General features: G+C 35.9%; 16 protein-coding genes, 1 pseudogene and 1 riboswitch. Of the genes and pseudogenes, 12 read left to right on the top strand and 5 right to left on the bottom strand.

Translation table 11 applies throughout. The annotated features are described in order from the left end of the window. Window positions 1–611: 611 nt before the first annotated feature. Together AAHB12_RS21935 and AAHB12_RS21930 are read left to right on the top strand one after the other, a co-directional pair. Window positions 612–1,394: a COG4705 family protein gene (locus AAHB12_RS21935; protein ID WP_342047084.1), complete on the top strand. Its 783-nt coding sequence runs from the start codon at window positions 612–614 to the stop codon at window positions 1,392–1,394. Between the two features lie 604 nt (window positions 1,395–1,998). Further along, window positions 1,999–2,994 carry an aldo/keto reductase gene (locus AAHB12_RS21930; protein ID WP_342047083.1) on the top strand — a complete coding sequence of 332 codons (996 nt, stop codon included), beginning with the start codon at window positions 1,999–2,001 and terminating at the stop codon, window positions 2,992–2,994. A gap of 272 nt (window positions 2,995–3,266) precedes the next feature. Here the strand turns inward: AAHB12_RS21930 and AAHB12_RS21925 are convergent, their stop codons facing one another. After that, window positions 3,267–4,361 (bottom strand): GerAB/ArcD/ProY family transporter, encoded by a 1,095-nt coding sequence (locus AAHB12_RS21925; protein WP_342047082.1) that lies wholly within the window; start codon window positions 4,359–4,361, stop codon window positions 3,267–3,269. 289 nt (window positions 4,362–4,650) lie between these two features. Between AAHB12_RS21925 and AAHB12_RS21920 the strand changes: the two genes are divergently transcribed. From AAHB12_RS21920 to AAHB12_RS21910, 3 genes are all read left to right on the top strand, one after another. After that, window positions 4,651–5,199: a YdhK family protein gene (locus AAHB12_RS21920; RefSeq protein WP_342047081.1), complete on the top strand. Its 549-nt coding sequence runs from the start codon at window positions 4,651–4,653 to the stop codon at window positions 5,197–5,199. A 1,155-nt stretch (window positions 5,200–6,354) separates the two neighbouring features. Continuing rightward, a complete protein-coding gene (locus AAHB12_RS21915; protein WP_342047080.1) occupies window positions 6,355–6,522 on the top strand; it encodes a hypothetical protein in 168 nt (55 codons plus the stop codon). Then, window positions 6,482–6,817, top strand: a complete 336-nt coding sequence (locus AAHB12_RS21910) for a CBO0543 family protein (RefSeq protein WP_342047078.1) — start codon at window positions 6,482–6,484, stop codon at window positions 6,815–6,817. The genes AAHB12_RS21915 and AAHB12_RS21910 overlap by 41 nt, the downstream gene beginning before the upstream one ends. A 350-nt stretch (window positions 6,818–7,167) precedes the next feature. Here the strand turns inward: AAHB12_RS21910 and AAHB12_RS21905 are convergent, their stop codons facing one another. After that, window positions 7,168–7,470 (bottom strand): hypothetical protein, encoded by a 303-nt coding sequence (locus AAHB12_RS21905; RefSeq protein WP_342047076.1) that lies wholly within the window; start codon window positions 7,468–7,470, stop codon window positions 7,168–7,170. 47 nt (window positions 7,471–7,517) lie between these two features. On the opposite strand from AAHB12_RS21905, the gene AAHB12_RS21900 reads away from it, so the two are divergent. After that, the gene (locus tag AAHB12_RS21900) at window positions 7,518–8,402 is read left to right on the top strand and encodes a YVTN family beta-propeller repeat-containing protein (RefSeq protein ID WP_342047075.1); all 885 of its coding nucleotides are present in this window, start codon (window positions 7,518–7,520) and stop codon (window positions 8,400–8,402) included. Window positions 8,403–8,774: 372 nt separating this feature from the next. Here the strand turns inward: AAHB12_RS21900 and AAHB12_RS21895 are convergent, their stop codons facing one another. Together AAHB12_RS21895 and AAHB12_RS21890 are read right to left on the bottom strand one after the other, a co-directional pair. After that, window positions 8,775–9,146: a hypothetical protein gene (locus AAHB12_RS21895; RefSeq protein ID WP_342047074.1), complete on the bottom strand. Its 372-nt coding sequence runs from the start codon at window positions 9,144–9,146 to the stop codon at window positions 8,775–8,777. A 148-nt stretch (window positions 9,147–9,294) separates the two neighbouring features. Further along, complete coding sequence (locus tag AAHB12_RS21890; protein WP_342047072.1) at window positions 9,295–10,350, bottom strand: DUF3231 family protein; 1,056 nt, start codon at window positions 10,348–10,350, stop codon at window positions 9,295–9,297. Between the two features lie 429 nt (window positions 10,351–10,779). On the opposite strand from AAHB12_RS21890, the gene AAHB12_RS21885 reads away from it, so the two are divergent. The 5 genes and pseudogenes from AAHB12_RS21885 to AAHB12_RS21865 all read left to right on the top strand — a co-directional run bounded on the left by AAHB12_RS21885 (window position 10,780) and on the right by AAHB12_RS21865 (window position 13,902). Continuing rightward, on the top strand, window positions 10,780–11,277 hold the full coding sequence (locus AAHB12_RS21885; RefSeq protein ID WP_342047071.1) for a DinB family protein: 498 nt from the start codon (window positions 10,780–10,782) through the stop codon (window positions 11,275–11,277). Window positions 11,278–11,898: 621 nt separating this feature from the next. Next, entirely contained in the window at window positions 11,899–12,480 is a 582-nt protein-coding gene (locus tag AAHB12_RS21880; RefSeq protein ID WP_342047069.1) for a Crp/Fnr family transcriptional regulator, read from the top strand. A gap of 180 nt (window positions 12,481–12,660) precedes the next feature. Beyond that, window positions 12,661–12,936: an ArsR/SmtB family transcription factor gene (locus tag AAHB12_RS21875; protein WP_342047068.1), complete on the top strand. Its 276-nt coding sequence runs from the start codon at window positions 12,661–12,663 to the stop codon at window positions 12,934–12,936. Window positions 12,937–13,015: 79 nt separating this feature from the next. Further along, window positions 13,016–13,199: pseudogene (locus tag AAHB12_RS21870) on the top strand (recombinase family protein); the annotation flags it as partial. Between the two features lie 415 nt (window positions 13,200–13,614). After that, complete coding sequence (locus tag AAHB12_RS21865; protein ID WP_342047066.1) at window positions 13,615–13,902, top strand: DapH/DapD/GlmU-related protein; 288 nt, start codon at window positions 13,615–13,617, stop codon at window positions 13,900–13,902. A gap of 131 nt (window positions 13,903–14,033) precedes the next feature. Here the strand turns inward: AAHB12_RS21865 and AAHB12_RS21860 are convergent, their stop codons facing one another. After that, a complete protein-coding gene (locus AAHB12_RS21860; protein WP_342047065.1) occupies window positions 14,034–14,402 on the bottom strand; it encodes a Gp49 family protein in 369 nt (122 codons plus the stop codon). Window positions 14,403–14,662: 260 nt separating this feature from the next. Continuing rightward, window positions 14,663–14,806: riboswitch (cyclic di-AMP (ydaO/yuaA leader) on the bottom strand. A gap of 194 nt (window positions 14,807–15,000) precedes the next feature. Here AAHB12_RS21860 and AAHB12_RS21855 point away from each other — a divergent pair. Next, window positions 15,001–16,623, top strand: coding sequence for an FMN-binding glutamate synthase family protein (locus AAHB12_RS21855; protein WP_342047064.1), 1,623 nt, complete (start codon window positions 15,001–15,003; stop codon window positions 16,621–16,623). Window positions 16,624–17,018: the final 395 nt, after the last annotated feature.

Here is a 17,018-nt window from a genome sequence, read left to right as displayed (position 1 = left end):
TGTTTAAGTGGCAGGTAGTTCAATAACTTAACAGCTATCGAAATATTTCTGTTTTTATAATAGAGGACAAAAAGAAAATACGATATGAACATCCAATTTCATACCATATTTTTGGACAACTATTTTATTTCTCAAAGAGCTTTATCATTTTGTAACAACTGCATTATTCGTGAACCAACTTTTCATTTTGTTTCTTTATAATGTCCAGAAAGTCACTATTTTCTGGACACATCCATTTCAGTCTTAGTTTCGTAGATTTCCCCCTATAAATATGTCCAAAAACTCTGTTTATAAATCTATGTTCAGATAATCCCCTAGTATTTAAGTTATGTTGCAATGATAGGTAGATACATATGGTAAAGGCTGGATAGAAATGATAGTAGGATATACTCGTATCTCAACATCTGTTCAGAATTTAGATTTACAGATAGAAATTCATAACCTTCCTTTTTAGGAGGATTTTTTTGGCTTCCTCTTACTTTTTCTATTGATTCTTTTCTATATTTAATCTAATTCTCATCATAGCTTCATTTTCCAAAGTTACCATAATACATGTGGCTAAAATGTAATCATAAATATGCCGAATAATTATTTGAAAAGGAGTTTTTACGTTGGATTCAAAAGGTAAAACACAAGATTTGATTTCAAAGGTACCAGAAATTACACTGCTTTTCTGGATCATTAAGATACTCACTACGGGAATGGGTGAGGTATTTGCGGATTATTTGAATGAGAGCTTGGCTATACCATTAGCAGTTTCACTTTCCGTATTAGGACTTTTGGTATCACTAGGATTACAATTTTCCATGCACAAATATATTCCATCTGTGTATTGGCTTGTTGTTGTGATGGTAAGTATATTTGGTACAACAGCAGCGGACATTGTCAGTTTCTCACTAGGACACTCCCCTCTTGTAGCAACCTTTATTTATTTGGCTTTGTTGTTGGCTGTATTAGTCACTTGGTATGCCAAGGAAAAAACACTTTCTGTCCACAGTATTTATACGCGGCGTCGGGAGACGTTTTATTGGCTAACTGTTCTTGCAACCTTTGCCCTTGGTACTGCGGCAGGTGATATGTCTGCCGGAACGTTGCACTTAGGATTCTTTACGTCAGGAATCTTTTATACAGTACTATTGGTAATACCTATGATTTTGTCTCGTCTCTTTCCTGTGAATCAAATCTTTGCTTTTTGGTTCTCCTACGTCATGACAAGACCGGCAGGTGCATCGTTTGCAGACTGGATGGCTTCCCCTACACACCGAGGAGGACTTGGAATGGACAAAGGATTCGTTAGTTTAGTTCTTACTATCATGATTTTAGTGCTTGTGGGATATGTCAGCTTTGCTCATAAGAATTCCACTGCCTTGAAATCGGAAGTCACTCCTTCTTAATTTATTTCAAAGCCTGAGTAGGCTCAGCTTCCATATAAGCAGGGCTTATTCTTTTATTTTACCGTCTCAGAACAAACAAATTGTATCAGACCTTATAAATTTCGTGCGATATTCTGAGGAACGCGACTCTTTAGGTTAAACGTCATTTTTTGAATAGGACATACATAATCATTTAGGGGTGAGGAATGATAAAAAAGCGGGTATCTCTCATAATTATAATTACCCCTTATCAACCGCTCCAACACTGATCAGGTTTTTTCCCTTAAAAAACAAAAAAGCCTCTCCGTACAAATAATATCCCTACTCTGTCTTACTCGTTGTTTATTTTCCTTAACTTTCTTAAGATAATGAACAATTTTCATATATTTGTTAATTAATAAACAAAAACAAATAAATTAACCATTTATGCATGTAGGAAAATAATTGTAATGTATATATAATTATAGACAAATGTTCATTAATATATAGATGTTTTAATAGATATTTTTTCATTCGTTTGTGTATTAATGGCCATAATTCATTAATTTGACCATTTTAAGCATCTAGTTTTTGCTTATACTATCAGGTAGGCAAAAATCAGATATTGGAAAGTGAGGAAAAAATAATGGAATATGTGAAACTTGGAAATACTGGCTTGGATGTATCGCGTCTTTGTCTCGGATGCATGGGTTTTGGCGAGAAGGAACGTTGGGTTCACCCTTGGGTAATTGATGAAGAGAGCAGTCGTTCTGTAATCAAAAAAGCCCTTGATTTAGGTATTAATTTCTTTGATACAGCGAATGTCTATTCAGATGGAACAAGTGAAGAATTTGTTGGACGTGCCCTTAAGGATTTCGCAAACCGAGATGAGATTGTCCTTGCCACAAAGGTTTATTTTCCACTGGGTAAAGATTTAAACAGCAAAGGTCCGAACAGCAAAGGTCTCTCCCGAAAGCATATTATGAGCGAAATTGATAAGAGTCTTAAACGCTTGGGAACAGATTATGTAGACCTTTATATAATCCATCGTTGGGATTATAACACGCCCATCGAAGAAACAATGGAAGCATTACATGATGTTGTAAAAGCTGGTAAAGCGAGATATATTGGTGCTTCTGCAATGTATGCATGGCAGTTCCTAAAAGCATTGAATGTGGCAGAGAAAAATGGTTGGACTCGTTTTGTATCGATGCAGAACCACCTCAACCTCATATACCGTGAAGAGGAACGGGAGATGTTACCACTTTGTAAGGAGGAAAAAATCGGAGTGACTCCATATAGCCCACTTGCTTCAGGTAGATTGACGCGTGATTGGTCAGAAACCACGCTTCGTTCCGAAACCGACCAAACGCAGAAATCTAAATACGATGCAACTGTAAGCACTGATCAATTAATTGCAGGGCGGGTTGCAGAACTGGCAGAAAAACACGGTGTTCTTCGTTCACAAATCGCAATTGCTTGGTTGTTACAGAAAGAACCGGTAACAGCACCTATTATCGGGGCAACGAAAATATCCCATCTTGACGATGCAGTCGGTGCCCTATCCGTAACATTAACACCTGAAGAAATTGCGTACTTAGAAGAACCGTATGTACCGCATCCAGTAGTTGGTGCACTATAGATTGATGAAATTTTTTTCAGGAGCAGGGTTTATACTCTGCTCTGTTCTTTGAAAAAAATCAGGAGGATTTTATATGAAAAAGGATGGGGAGACCAAAAGCCGAACCGCTAGGGCATTGCATAAAATCCTGCATATTTGATAAATGGGGAGATTGCGAGAAGCCCAGTACCAACACGGATGCCCAAGGGCATGGCACTTCCGATAATGACATGTTATGTTAACCTGACATGTATACGATATTCATCGTTTCTTAATTTAAGTAACGAATCAATTTATACCTTTGCCCTTTTTTTTATGAACCACAATACAAGAAAAGTAGCTATAATGAAAGCCGGCAAGCAGTTTAAAAAATAGCTTGTATACAAGGTGATCTTATATTCTGTTAGGTAGGAGGCTCCTTGCAGACTAATAAACCAGAGCATACCAACAAACAGATAGGGTGTAAGGTTACGCTCTTTCCATTTGAACCGTTCCAACCAAATCACCTTTTTTAAGAGTTCTATCACTACATGCCAATGAATTAAAATACTTAAGAAGGAAACAGATAGATATAACATGAGAAAAATGAATAAAACACGTTCAATAAAGCCGAACTCCAGCCGCAGGGAATCACTCGTGAAAACCCAAGGGTAAACTACTCTATCGAGATGATTAAATCCAATATATCCAATTGGAACAAAATAGGTAGTGGCTAAGTTTCCTATCAATGCGAAGAAAATGAGCCCAATTTGAAGCAAAGTCATCTTTTGTTTTTGCGTAAATACACGATTAAAAATAATTAAATTTGCTGCACCTAGGGATGAAAATAAAGCAGCAGAAAATGCAGAGTAGCTAGGAGTGTGATAGATGTACATTACAGATTCCTTTACATAGTCCCATTCCATACCTTCGCTCGTATATGCTTTTATCATAATGATGAGCACCAGAGGAATGTTGAACACTAGAAGGGTTTCAACCGTATATAACACACTTTTGGAACTCATTAATATGCCAAATGAAATAAAGCATAGAAAAATGGAAGTTATCCATTGTATTGACATATCTGGAGTTAAAAATCTTTTCAGTAAGAAGGAATAGTTAAGAAGACATGTTAATCCTGCTGAAAACCAGCCAACTGTAAGTAACATAAGAAGTGGAATTGCAACCCATTTCGGAGTGTACTCTTTTAGTAGTTCAGGTAATCCTTTACTAGGGAATTTGTTAAAAAAACGGGCTATTGTATAAGTAACCATAGAACCCGTAATGATGGCGAGAATCATGGAAACAATGGCTCCCTTTGTTCTAGCTTCTAATAAAATTCTAGGAACGCATGCCACAATATTTGCTACCATGTTTACGATTATCAAATAATAAAAATACCGATTCATTTCTACATCCCTCTATTTTCATTAGCCTTTTCTGAACGACCAGTTTGAAATATAGGATTCCCTAAAGTTGTTAGGCTATGTGAAGGTTAACAAAAACCCCTTCAGGATCTGAGGGGGTTTTTAAGTTATTAGATACATTGACTTCCGATAATAAATTATTATGTAAACCTGACATGTATACAATATTCAATATCTACTTATATCAATTTGTTGACTTTACTTGATTTTATACCCTAAAGGGGTATATAGTATTAATGGTAATATAAACAGTAATTGGAGGTTTATGTAAATGAAAAAACAACTTCTAGTTTTGGGTACCATTGTCACACTTGCTTTAAGTGGTTGTGGAGCTAACACAAACGATAAAGATAAATCGAATGATAATATGAGTAATATGAATCATGAACAAATGAACCATTCTAGTTCGAGTGAAGTACCACAGGGGTTGAAAGTAGCAGAGAATCCAACCTATAAAGTTGGAACTCAAGCTACAGTCAAAGCCAGCCATATGGAAAGTATGAATGGAGCAAAGGCAACCATTGTTGGAGCTTATGATACAACAGCTTATGTTGTTTCCTATACACCAACAACTGGTGGAGCAAAGGTAAATAATCATAAATGGGTGATTCAAGAAGAGATTAAAAATGCAGGTGATAAAACATTAGAGCCTGGAACAGAAGTAACTTTGAAAGCAGATCACATGGAAGGCATGAATGGGGCAAGGGCAACTATTGATTCAGCCGAGAAAACTACTGTGTACATGGTTGATTACACCACAGCGGATGGAAAACAAGTGAAAAACCACAAGTGGGTAACAGAAAGCGAACTTTCAAAATAACCCTATTGTACTTCCAATAACGTTAATTATATAAACATGAAGCTCTTCAGATCATTTAACTGAAGAGCTTTTTTGTAGTTTCCTAAATACATTGAATTCCGATAATGCACGATTATGGTACGGTTCTTGTTTAACGACAGGGCAGATTACTTTAACAAACCGTATTTTAATAAAAGTCCTAATAATTGGAAACCTTAAACGAGATAGGGAATATTAATACATAATAAAAAAAGGACAAAGTTCCTTTCTGAAAGGAAAAGTGATGGATGATATGCTTGATAAAAGAAAATTATTATCCTTAAGTAATTTAATCGTTCCTTGGTTAACAGCTCCTCTTATTAGGAAAAAAGGCATTTATGCGTTTCCTGCCTGCCACGACTTTCGTTAACTTGATTATAGCTCTATTTAGTGTTGTAGCAGATAGGAAAAGATTCTGGAAAATTAAAAATCCGATATTCCCTTATACAGCAGTAGATTATTCCTATTTGTTAGGTTTATTTTTCGTGACGACTATATGGGTATTTAAATTAACATACGGTAACTTTAAAAAGTATTTAGCATTGAATATTGTACTCGACTATCTTCTTTCATTTCCTATTGCTAAGTTTTTCACTAAAGTAGGAGTATTTGAATTTAAAAAGCTGAGACCAATCCATTTTTTTAGCTTTAGTGTTTTTTTAGCAATCATTATTTATTGGTATCAATACTTAATTGAAAAAGTAATAATAGAACAAAAAGAAGATCAATTCATGTAAAATTTTAACTATCGGTTGGTATTAGCGAAAGAAAAGATTACATAAAACCCTCCTTTTTTATATAGCAGCTAGGCTTCTGAGGAAGCTGGAAATGTTGATTTATCAATGATGTATAAAATCCTACATAAACCATAAAAATGGACAAGTAGCCGAGACCTCATTCCGAACAGGAGGGGGGTCACCTTTCACTTCCTAGAACGCGAATCATGTAAAAACAAAACCTCTTCAGATCTTTCATTGAAGAGGTTTTTATAGTTATCCCTTAAAAAGCTATTTTCAATGAAGATGGTATAAAAAGGGAGTTTCACATCGAAATAAAAAAAGAATTAATGACAATTAATAAATTTTTAGGAAACTTATTAAAAATATTACGCTTGTCTCTGCAAGGGAGGACATAGAAATGGCATTCGAAGATGGGTTACAGCAAGTCGAGAAAGCAAACAAATTAATAGTGAAAGCCAATCAGATGATTACAGATGCACACATGAAGGCTTTTTTTCACATGGAATTGGTGGGTATCATTAGCTATGTTAATTCTTCCATGGATTTTATGGGTAATATTTCGTAAGAAAGAAAGCACAGCCCGTCTTCTTTTTGCAAGCTTTATCATCATGCTCTTGTCATCTACTCTAGATGCAGTAGGTGTTGATCATGGTAAATGGATGTATCCAATTAAAGTTAGCCCCTTGCCTACTATCAGTTATTCATTTCGATATTCTCTTTTGCCCGTTCTTACCATGTTTTTTCTTCAATTTAAGCCTAACGTTAAACCATTTGTAAAAGCTATTATTTTTGGTGGGTTAGGAGCATACATTGGAATGCCCATTATGAGTATGATTCATCTATATCAAAAAATAGATTGAGCATATACATACTCTTTTTTTATTTTAGTTACCATGTATTTGTTGGCTTATTGGTCTACTCGTAGTAAAAGTTTTGAACAAATTTAAAGAAGTATAAATTCTAAATTTTGTTGAAATCAAATCACTCAAATTTACCTACGTCCACTTTCGGATTTTATGTTAACTAAGGATGTATGGAATATACAAAAAGTTTCTTATAGATTAAACAAAAGACTTTTTTATGTAACCTCTTCTCTGAACATCAACATACTAAAATACACCTATTAAGTTTGGGAACAAACACAAGCTGATTCAAATATATATTTGATATATATTTGAATTCACACAAATTGAGGTGCATTTATTAATGTCTAAACATAAAGGATCCCCAGGGCAAGAGCCACAAGGACCTCCAGGGCAACAAGGACCACAAGGACCACCAAGACAATCAGGGCTTTCAGGGCAACAAGGACCTCCAGGGCAACCAGGACCACAAGGGCAACCAGGACCTCCAGGACCACAAGGACCTCCAGGGCAACCAGGACCACAAGGACCTCCAGGACCACAAGGACCTCCAGGGCAACCAGGACCTTCAGGACCACAAGGGCAACCAGGACCACAAGGGCCTCCAGGGCAACCAGGACCTTCAGGGCCTCCAGGGCAACCAGGACCACAAGGACCTCCAGGGCCCACGATTCCTACCTCTGTTAACCGAATTTATGTGGCAAACACAACCGGCAAAACCGTCTCGGTTATTAATGGAAACACCAATTCCGTCATTGCTACCATTCCACAATGCGGGCAACCAAACGGAGTAGGTGTAAATCCCACAACTAATCGAATTTACGTGTCTAATTTTCTTTCCCCTGCATGTCAAAATGTCTTGGTTATTGATGGAAGCACCAATACTGTCATCGCCACTGTTCCGGTGGGTACTAATCCAAACGGTGTAGGAGTAAATCCGACAACCAACCAAATTTATGTGGCGAATCGAGGCAGTAACAATGTCTCAGTTATTGATGGAAACACCAATACTGTTGGCGCCACCATTGCAGTAGGTACGCAACCATTCTATATGGGAGGCATAAACCCTATAACTAATCGAATTTACGTTCCAAACTTCGGTAGTAACAATGTCTCAGTTATTGACGGAAGCACGAATACCGTTATCGCCACAATTCCGGTAGGCTTGGGGCCATTCTTTGCAAGCGTGAATACGACTACCAACCAAATTTACGTCACAAACTCTAACGATAGTCCTGGCACTGTGTCGGTTATTGATGGGCTTTCTAATACCGTCATCGCCACTATAACGGTAGGCACTCAACCAGAAGGCGTAGGAGTTAATCCATTGACCAACCGAATTTACATTGCAAACGCAATGGATAACAATGTCACGGTATTCGACTTTAATACCAATACCATCATCGCCACCGTTCCAGTAGGTAATAGACCATTTGATGTAAGAGTGAATCGTTTAACGAATGCAGTTTATGTGGCAAACTTATTCTCCAACAGCGTCTCTGTTATCAGTGGAAATACTAACACCGTTATCGCTACCATTTCGGTAGGTCTTAACCCTGAAGGATTAGATGTGAATCCTTAAAAGATATCAATCAATAAAAGAGGAATAATACAGTTAACAAACAATTATCCCAAGTTATCTACGGATAATAATATGTTATGTAAAGTTTCCGACGAGATCTAATTCAGATCTCGTTTTTTTGTTTTGTCTATTCCATATTTAATAAAAGCAATTGATTTGCTTATTCGGAAGAGATTTTTTATAGGTTTCTAGATACATTGAATTCCGATAAGCGATTTTATGTTAACTTGACATGAATGAGATATACATTGTTCTTTATTTAACAGGTCGAGTTAGTTGAAGTATAGCTTTGTTAAAAACTATGGCATTAAAAAAGAATGCCATAGTTTTTAACTTTCTTTTAAATTGAAAGCTGAAAACAACTTAGCATTCTTATTTTATGAACGATGTAATGACTTTTTTTACAATCAATCCAATTAATACTCCTGGAATTACAAATAGCATTGGTAAAAAAATAGGACCTAAAAACAATACCAATATTGTAATTTTAGTGGAGTAAATTAAGCCAATAGTGACAAAATACGCAGCAAAAACAAATGGGAGAAATAAAAATGGAGAGTTTTCTTCTCCATTTGCATCCTTTACTGCATCCCACATCGAAAAAAAATACAAACAAGGATAAAACATTAGCCAATTGAAATTGATTTTCTCAATAGAATTATCAATATTACCATGAAAGCTTGAAAGGATAGCTTCATTAAAATTAGCTTGGATATTTACAAGGAATTCAATGGAAATAAACAATATGCCTTTTACATACTTTTGATTTAGTATTTGTCCAAAACCAGGTAAAGCGATGGATCATAATAATTTTTCAAACGCATTTTTATTCACATTTTTACCGGCCTGCTTTTCTTATTAGGGTAATTAAATGACTTTAAAATTCAAAGTTTCATGTCTGATTCCCAGGTGAGGATTTAGAAAGTTCTTTTCTGTCCGCAGCGGTAAATGGTTCTTCAAACCAACCGTGCTCTATCATCATATTGAGCCCATCATTGTTGTACTTTCCAATCATAGGAATCGCTGTCATAAACTCTGCCGCTAGGTCATGTCTCGTCATTTGAGAAAGAGCAGCACCAAGGTTGTTGAGAGTTGTGTTTCCAGCTAATGAACTGTGATACATCAAAAGTTTATCTGAAAAAGGAGAACTGGTTGAATCAGTTATATGTGCATCCATTAACTTAGGAGAGGGTAAGTCCTCATTTGTTAAATGTACAGATAAACCCTTAATTTGTTTACCTGCAAGTTTTGCTCCTTCATGAAAGTATTTTCTAATCTTTTCTGAAGAGGCAACCTGACTAAAACCTAACATTAAGGATTTACCTAAAATATTGGTGTTTATATTATATTGCAAATGTTTAATCTCATTAGCTGTAAGTGGTCTATCTCTTCCAATAATAATGGACATAAATGATTTTTTCTCAACAAAATCAACCTTTTTAGCATAAGGAATTGTTGGAGAACCAATATCCATTCCTTTTGAAAATAATAAATGAATACCTCTCTCATAGGTTTCTGCTGAATCATTCATAGAATTTCTAAAATAATTCATAATGTCTTGTCTATTCGCATTTCCATAAGCACTTCCGTAAGTTAGTAATGCTACACTAGACATTTGTGTAATATAATAAATCATGAACATATCACTGAATAGACGAGGTGCATCTTTTCGCACATCCTGTTCCCCAAAACCCACAGGTACAGGAATTTTTTCCATGATAAAAATGTCACTTATTTGCTTAACATGTCTTTTAGAAAGTGCTATCGCAAATTCTACATAATCCTTAACCTCGTCATCTTCCACGACTTGAAGAAAATGTTCGAATACACAGCTGAACATTGAGTCTCCAAGGAAATTTGCAAACAAATCACCTAGCTCAGCTGAAGTTAACAGTTTATTTTGCTGATGCTCTATAATTTGTTCTTCTACAAAAGAATTTTTATCCATTATTTCCCTCTATATATTTTATTCAAGATATTATTTGTAGTTTTAAGGGGAAATATTAGAAAGTATTTGTGAATTCACAGTCTACCTCGTCTATCCATATTGGAACGACAAGGTCGCTTACATTATTTCTTCATTTATATGAGTGCTTTTTTTGGTTCTGGTGCAAATACACATGTCCATCAAACAAAAAGAACAACATCCCCAAAATGAGTAAACTGTTCTGTTTACTCATTTTGGGGAAAACTTATTTTGTTAAGTGGATGGCGATGTGAGATCCCTTATTGTGGAGGCTGTGTAAAAAATGAAGAAGTTTATTACAAAAAAGGTTCGATTAATAAGCCTTTGCGAGAAGCAGATAGTTAGCTAAACATGCTACAATGAATTTGAAAGGCTTATATTGAAGAATTTGCTAATTTAAGGAGGTTTGAAATGTTTACATCAGTAAATGACTTCGTAAACGAATGGAAACAAGAAGCAGCGGTTACCCAAAAAGTGCTGGATGTGCTGACTGATGAATCGTTGAATCAGGAGATATCTCCAGGATTAAACAGCATTGGAAGCCTGGCTTGGCATATTACTGGAGCAACTTACTATTTTCCTTCACAGGTTGGATTAAAATTTGAGGTTCCTGATCTCCAAAGAGAGGCACCGAAATCAGCTGCTGAAATCAGCGAGACATACAAAACAGTAAGTCAGCGGTTAACACAAGCATTTTCTGAACAGGTTTCAGATGAACAAATGAACAAAATGGTGAATTTATTTGGAAGGGACATGCCAGTTCAGGCTGTTTTCCGTCTGCTAATTCAACATCAGGCTCATCATCGCGGACAATTGACTGTCCTTATGAGACAAGCTGGATTGAAAGTTCCTGGGGTATATGGTCCTAGCAAAGAAGAATGGGAAGCAATGAATGCTCAAAAGAGCTAATATCGACATGATATAAAAAGCCGGCAGATGCCGGTTTTTTTATTATCAGAATTTATTTCATTTCTTAGCTCAGTTTGCGCACTGAAGCTGTTTTTATATGACAATGATATTCAAGAATCGGGCCAGTTTAGGTGAATAAGCATTTCAGTATATGAACCCTTTCAGCGATATTCATACTTGCATAAAGGTAAGTGGTACTTTTGAAGAACACATCATATGCTTAATTAGAAAAAAATTTTTTGGAGGGAGTTATACCTTCATGCAATGGATAAAATTTATGATTAAACTATTCCTAAGGGAGCCTTTGTGGTTTAAAATACTAATTTCTACAACTTTGCTTATTTCAATTATTTTCAGCAGTTCATTTTTTTCGAATAATGCTTATTATCAAAGCTGTTCCAAATTAGCTGCGGCTATCTTTTTTTGTACTTGTGCTATTAAAATGAGGAGGAATCTTGTAACCTCTGTCATCTTATTTACTTGTGCAGTTATCTGTATTTTTCTAGCTATCCTAGCAATATATTAGAGGTGATTATTCTATTCCGTAGTTTTCGAAGTTGAGCATGGATAAAAGGAGGGAAAATGTCAAAATGAAAGTAAAAAATTTGAAAGGATAATAACATGAAGGAAATCTTGTTAAAGTATATGACTCAATTTACCTCTCTAAGCGAAGAAGAACAACGGACGATCTCTGAAGCTGTGCGTATTGAGGCATATAAAAAAGGAGCATACCTTCTTAGACAAGGGGATCTTCCTATTATTAAATGTTATTTCGTTTTAAAGGGGTGTGTTCGGCAGTTTGTTGTAGATGAATCAGGCAAGGAGGTTACATCGAATTTTTTTACGGAAGAACAAGCCATTCCGATTTTCAATGATCAACAACAAGTTGAGTTATCAAAATACTCTTTCATGTGTTTAGAAAACTCAATATTGGTGGTGGGCGACCTCGATTCTGAAAAGGTCATGTATAATAATTACTCACAATTGGAAACGATGACACGCAAAATGATGGAGATTAGCCTCAGTGAGGTACAAGATGAATTCGCCGAATTTATCAGATTCTCTCCTGAAGAACGGTACAAAGCAATATTAAAGAAGCGTCCTCAGCTAGTTCAACGTGTACCCCAACATCAATTAGCTAGTTTTCTTGGAATGACTCCTGAGTCGTTGAGTAGAATCAAGAAACGAATGAAAAACGATTAATTGTAAATAGCTGTTAGCTGCTTTTAGAAAATTTCCCTCCTTTGAAAGTAAAGAAAGTATAAAGTAATGAAATCAAGTAGATTGCAACCAAAAAGTTATTTGATCGTATTACTATATTAATATCCTCGTAACATTGATGCATTATGATGAAAGGGTGAAAAAGAGAAGGGGAATCATGAAATGAATATTGAAAAATTTAATGATAGCGCAGAATTGTTAAAAGTAGTTGCCCATCCTGTAAGACTTGCACTTGTAAAATTCATGATCGATAACGGTCCGTTAAATGTAACTTCTCTTCACGAGGAGTTCAGAATGCCACAAAGTACAGTTAGCCAACATCTATCGAAATTGAAGTCTGTCAAGGTTATTTCAGGAACACGCAAAGGCTTGGAAATTTATTATGAGGTAAAGGACAAGCGAGTGGAAACGATCCTTGATGCGGTAATCAGTGCCTAATTATTAGCTATTGGTACATAAGTTCATCAGAGGCGAGTCGCTGCGGCGGTTCGCTTTTTATTTTTTACCAAGAAAATATACGCTTGTTGTGTGGAGACTGGATCGATTAGGTGCGCAACATGCAGCATCTCATCCAAATTGTAAATGACCTAAATGAAAAAGGAATTAGCTTTCATAGTCTTCAAGAAAACATTACGATGGATAAATCCAGTGCGATTGGTCAATTAATGTTTCATCTATTTGCAGCATTCGCAGAATTTGAATGAAACCTCATTCAAGAACGTTCTGCAGCTGGCCGCGTGGCCGCAAGGGCCAGAGGACGCTTAAAGTGTAACGCTGTGTTACATTTTTGTAACGTTTATCTTCCGTTGTTATTAATAACTGGTTATGCCTTTTGAATTCCCTTCTAAAGAAAAGAGAATTAATATAAGAATATAGACATTTCAGTTTGTAAATTCCATTGTTTGTGATAATTTGATATGATATCAATTATTAAAATGGTTTAATAAGTTTTTTATTGAATACTTATTAAATGAATTTAATAAGTTTGTTTAATTGTATTGAAGTATAAGTGTTAGGGGGAAATCAAAATGATTAAATTGGTGTTAACTGATATGGATGGAACATTTTTGAATAAATGTAGGAAACAATTTCTTTGCGAATTATGATGCAATCATTTTGGATTGCGCAAAAGTTACAATTGGTGATGATGTTTTATTTGGACCACGAGTAGGAGTTTATACAGCTAATCATGTTACAGATCCTGAAGCTAGAGCAAAAGGTGATGTTTATGCTTTACCAGTGACAATTGGTGATAGAGTTTGGTTAGGAGCAAACGTAATTGTTAACCCTGGCGTGACTATTGGTGAAAATAGTATTATCGGGTCGGGAAGCGTAGTTACAAAAGATATTCCCCCTAATGTCATTGCTGTGGGGAATCCATGTAAAGTAATTAAGAAAATCTAGTTTTGTAAAAATATACAAATAAGCGAATTGTCAAATAACTTCCACTAACGAACTTTATGTTAACTGACAGCCCTTTTAGGGCTGTTCAGAGTGTCGAGAAACCCTTGGGTTTCCCGACACTCAGGAAAAAATTATACTAAGTATGCTCCTAATGCTTCCATGGATTTCCTTAATGCTTGTTCATATGCTTTATCTTTACCTATAACTAAACGGAAATCAGCCATATCTCGAACAGTTGAACGCCCTTCTACCTCATAACCATTTTCAAAGATAAGTAGACAAATTGTTGATTTATCACTCATACGGTGAAATTTTTTCTCAACAATCATTTCCTCTAACTTTGCTCGTTTATCATCCTTAATCCCAATGGTTCTAGAATATGGGATTACTATATGATCATATTTATGATTGTTCTTACAAGCTACTAAAAGAATTTTTTCTCCTTTAAGTTCTACGTTATTAATCTCTCCACATTTAGGACAAATACTTTCGATATTCATGATTGCTTCTCTCCCTGTAAATTAATGGATTTTCTCATGATTTTCTGCTAGAAAAGGAATTATGTTTTTTCAAAGTCGTTAAACAAAGCTAAAGAAACTAAATATGAATTTGAAGTACAGTTTGGTATGCATAAGTTAAGCTCCTACGAAGGATATACCCCTGATTTCTCCAAAATAAGAATAAAACTAATTTTCAGATAAGACGAAAACATAAAAAGAACACTAGTTTACTTAGTGCTCTTTAAAGGAAACAAAAGTAAACCTCCTCTCTAGACGCTTACGAGGTTAGCTGTTGGATTCGGGCTTAAAGAGTAGCCCTACCTTTTCAAAAAAGGATTCACCCCAAGTACAAATGTACAAAAAATTGGGTCCCCCGCTCCTATTGGATTAAGCGATATAAGGTTGCTTTAAAAAATTATTGAGTTTTATGATGATAAATATATTCCTTTATTAACAAGTTGTAAATAGAAAAATATAAAAATAATTTCTTAGAAATGTTTATGTAAAATTGCTTCGTCGACACCTTTTGTAATCCTTTTGGTATATAGTGGTAATAGATTCGTAGTGTTTTGTATGTTATATAAAGGGGGAATGTCTGATGTTATGGACTATTTTAATCTTTCTATTGATTGTGTTTATTGTTGGACCGATTTGCTTGCTTTTGTGGTTAAATAATTTAGCAAGGAAACCACAGCATTCGATTATCAGGGCACATCCTTATTTGGGATGGATGCGTTACCTATTAGAAAAGATTGGACCAGAATTCAGGCAATATTGGTTTGACGATGATAACAGCGGTAAGCCATTTTCACGATCAGACTTTTTAGGGATTGTTTTTTCTGCTAAATATCGAAGTGATCTTTTAAGCTTTGGTTCCAAACGTGACTTTGAAAAACCTGGTTACTATATTGCAAATGGTTTGTTTCCACTGTTGAATGAAGAATTAAGGGTAGACAATCAAGAGAAAATCCATGCAATGAAATATAAAATTGATCATGAGGGATTGTTTACTCGTCATGAACAGCTTGAAAAGGATCAAACAACACGTTGGCTTTATCATGAGGAAGATGCTGTAATTGTTGGCGGTGATCGGAAATTTCCATGGAGACTAAGCGGTCCATTCGGTGCATCCGCCACATCTTACGGAGCAGTGGGTGAAAACTATATTCTTTCAACAGGTCATGGCAGTCACATGGCAGGCGGTTCATGGATTAATACGGGGGAGGGCGGAATTGCACCAGAGCATTTAGAAAGTGATGCAGATGTGGTCGTCCAAATTGGCCCTGGTTTGTTTGGTTTTCGGGATGATGAGGGGAATTTTTCTATTGCTGAATTTAAGCTAAAAGCACAGGAGCCGAATATAAAAGCATTTGAGATTAAATTCGGCCAAGGCGCAAAAATCCGAGGTGGACATCTAGAAGGAGCGAAGGTCACAACTAAGGTGGCAAACATTCGTAAGGTTCCAGTGGGAAAAACCATCAATTCACCTAATCGCTTTCCATTTTTGCATAATGCGATAGAAACACTGCAGTTTATCAAAAACCTGCAAGATGAAGGTGGAAAACCTGTCGGAATCAAAATTGTCGTCGGATACTCTGCCAACTTGGACGAATTTTTCGAGGCTATGAATAATCTTAGGATTTATCCAGACTTTATTACGGTTGATGGGGGAGAAGGAGGAACAGGCGCCACTTACAAATCAATGGCAGATACAATGGGGCTTCCTTTATATCCTGCTTTAATTGCGGTGGTAGATAAGGCACACCAGTTTGGTTTACGAAATAAGTTGAAAATTTTTGCTTCAGGAAAGTTGATTTCAGCTGATAAAATTGCTATTGCACTTGCGATCGGTGCAGATGCAGTGAACTCTGCACGAGGGTTTATGATTGCTAACGGCTGTATTATGGCTCTACAATGCCATACCGGTAAATGCCCTTCAGGCGTAACGACCACCGATCCAAAATATCAAGAAGCACTTGTGCCGGAGGAAAAGAAATGGCGTGTCATGAACTATATTACTAATGTTCGTCAAGGATTGTTTGCCTTAGCTGCGGCTTGTGGCATCGATACCCCCCGTAAATTCAATCGTGATCACATTGTATTTAAAGATGCCGATGGGAAGGTAAAAAGGTTGTCAGAACTGTTTCCAATTCCTGATTCTTCGGCTGAATTGTCGAAAAGAACCCTATTAAATGAGGATGACGCTACGCAAGTTGGTTGAGTGTGAGTTAGTACTTGTTTTAAGGTTTGTAGTATATATTAAATAACGGATTTGAATGAAATTGGGGAAAATATTGATCTCAAAAGATTTTTTTCTTAGATGTAATTAGATAATAGAAATTAACCGTTATTCACTTAAAGGGCGCTCTTCTTTAAATAGGGAAGGCGCCCTTTTTTCTTGTATTTCAAGTGTTCTCATGATTCGGTGGTTTTTTTGTTTCCTCTCTTAGTTGACCAACACCCCTTTAAAGCGATAGCTGATAAGTTAAAATAAGGTTCTTCAATTAAAAAAGGTGGCCTAAAACTACAGTCATGTTATTTCGTAAAAGGGCCATTTAATGGAATAAATCTAACCGTTTCTAGAGAAAACGGTCAGATCGACGAGAGAAAGTTTAT

The sequence above is a fragment of the Bacillus sp. OTU530 genome, from assembly GCF_038440375.1.
This window is presented reverse-complemented; position numbering and strand designations above follow the sequence as displayed.